This is a genomic window from Moorena sp. SIO4E2 (genome assembly GCF_010671945.1).
GTDB classification, from domain to species: domain Bacteria; phylum Cyanobacteriota; class Cyanobacteriia; order Cyanobacteriales; family Coleofasciculaceae; genus Moorena; species Moorena producens.
In genome coordinates, this window is record NZ_JAAHIE010000914.1 from 1 (window position 1) to 2,255 (window position 2,255).

Here is a 2,255-nt window from a genome sequence, read left to right on the forward strand (position 1 = left end):
GCGATCGCTAACTTGATCAACCCCTGTGAACCAGTTGATCAGCTAGACTAAGGTATGTTAATCCGTTCACTACCCCAATCCATCCCTGGATAGAGACCGAGATTTACCTCTCTCGGAAGATGGAGATGGTCAGCAGAGCGCGAACGCGCTCTGGAAAAAACAAAGGTGCGCTTGACCCATTAAGAATTAAATTCGCCACGGGTCGCACCTGTTGAAACAGATTCAAAATGTCTTAAACTAATGGCAAATGTATAGTTATAACATCAAATAAAATTTCTATGCAGCTCGGTCCTGGTTTATTAATAACATTCTTGTACTACTTCACCTGTACAACCCTAATTACCACTGTCTTTTCCTCGCAAGTTTTGAGGCTAAGTCTGGTGACAGGGATGCCCTATAGTGTTGGTATAATTTTTGGCTTAATCGGTGGTTTATTAGGTACCTACTTCAATCGAACCGTTACAGTATCCCTAGAATTCAGGAGTAAGAAAGTTTTTACTGCTGCTCTCAATGATGCTCTGACCGAGATGGGGTTTGAGGAAACATCAAAGCTAGATGATTTTGTAGTTTACCAACGCCCAGCTCTCAGTAATCTTTTCTCTGGTAAAGTATTTGTACAAATCGGTAAAGGGAAAGCTACCATTGCTAGCCGTTCCAGAAATATTAAGCGAATCAGCTCTAAACTATCAAAAAATTAGAGACACTATCCATAATTTTTATAAAACTTATTTTTTTAAACCTGCCGATGACTATATCTCAGGGCAATAGTATTGCTAGAGGAAACACCATCGAGCAAACATAATCGAGCAAACATCATAGAACTTAACCCCTTAAATGATTAAGTTTTCGCAAAGCTCCAATGATTACTAACTTACCGTATAATTTAGTTCGGGAACCATAAATTTCTAGGTTAATCCTGCTGCCATCTTTACACTGACCAGGAAAGGTAAAGTAGAGATTTTTACCCTGACCCTGAAGACAATTAGTTATTCGATCATCCACAAATTTACGCTTGTCTTCTGCCACCACGTGTAGTAAGGATTGCAGAGAAATAAGTTCACCAAAGGAATAGCCAAAAATTTCCGCCATTTTGGGATTAACATATAGAAAATCGCCTTTACTATAAATTATGTAAATTCCCAGGGAAGAGAAATTATCTGAACTCTCAGTGAGCTGATTGGGTGGGGAGAAAACTTGATAGTTCTGAGGAGACTGTTGCCCTAGGTGTTGTTGTTGACTGTGGAGTTGAGCATTCTCTAAGATCAAAGCCATGGACTCAGCAGTCATTTCCATTAAACGGGCAGATTTAGCACCAAAGTGTTCCGCCTGGGAATGCATTAGGGTGATAATGCCTAATAACCTCTTGCCCCTGAGAATAGGAACAGCTAATACTGAGCGTACTTGATAGGGCTGACCAGGTAAGGTAAGCCAGCGGTCATCATCCATAGTATCAGTGATCAGCCCAACTTCCCGATGGCGGCTAACCCAACCAGCTAAACCTTGGTCTAGAACCTGACCAATGATCTGCTTTTTATATCGTGGGAGGGTTGCACCGCGAGCTAGAAGACTCTCAGTGACCATACCATCAGCATTGAGTAAAAACAGGCTACTCTCCTCTGCCTTAGTGAGCCGACCAGCAACGTGGAGTATATCTTGTAACAAAGCTCTAAGCATCAGGGAGCCAGAGGCGGTTTGCATCATGGTGGCATAGGTTTTAAATAGCTGATGTTGAGCACTGAAGACGATTCGTGTAGCTTTAAGTTGATCCACTTGTCGGCGCAGTGCTTTCACTTCCTGAATCAGCTGTTGTTTAGATTTATTCACATCACTCATATTTACCTCCATCAATCAGCCTGCGCCAATCCCACATTAGTCTACAGGCTTATAGCAAGTGGCGTTGTTGACGTTTAATTTACCTATGGGGTCAGGAGGAATTGGGGGAAATTTCCTAATTCCCAATTCCTTTTTGTTTATTCTTTGACTGCAACTTGGTATCAGGTAATTGCTATCGGATAATGGGTATTTTCTCATCAAGGCTTAGGTAAAAATAGTAACTGTAACTGGTCTTTCCCTATTTAACCTTGAGTTATCCTGGATCTTCCCAATCTAAACCAGCTGGTGGTAATCAGACATCCTATGGCACCAACAACCAGCAGAAAACTCTCTTCAACCGCACTCGTGCCAGTTTACAGCAAGCCTTGTCCTGGTACACCAATTTTCATCGTTCCCAGGGGAATCCTGCTGATGTGGAAATG

2 protein-coding genes are annotated in these 2,255 nt (G+C 42.0%); one reads left to right on the forward strand and one right to left on the reverse strand.

Annotation, left to right across the window (positions count from 1 at the left end; translation table 11 throughout):
- Positions 1 to 278: 278 nt before the first annotated feature.
- Positions 279 to 698, forward strand: a complete 420-nt coding sequence (locus tag F6K37_RS38925; protein ID WP_008188611.1) for a hypothetical protein — start codon at positions 279 to 281, stop codon at positions 696 to 698.
- 124 nt (positions 699 to 822) lie between these two features.
- Here the strand turns inward: F6K37_RS38925 and F6K37_RS38930 are convergent, their stop codons facing one another.
- Positions 823 to 1,833, reverse strand: a complete 1,011-nt coding sequence (locus F6K37_RS38930) for a GAF domain-containing protein (protein WP_044494882.1) — start codon at positions 1,831 to 1,833, stop codon at positions 823 to 825.
- Between the last annotated feature and the right edge of the window lie 422 nt (positions 1,834 to 2,255).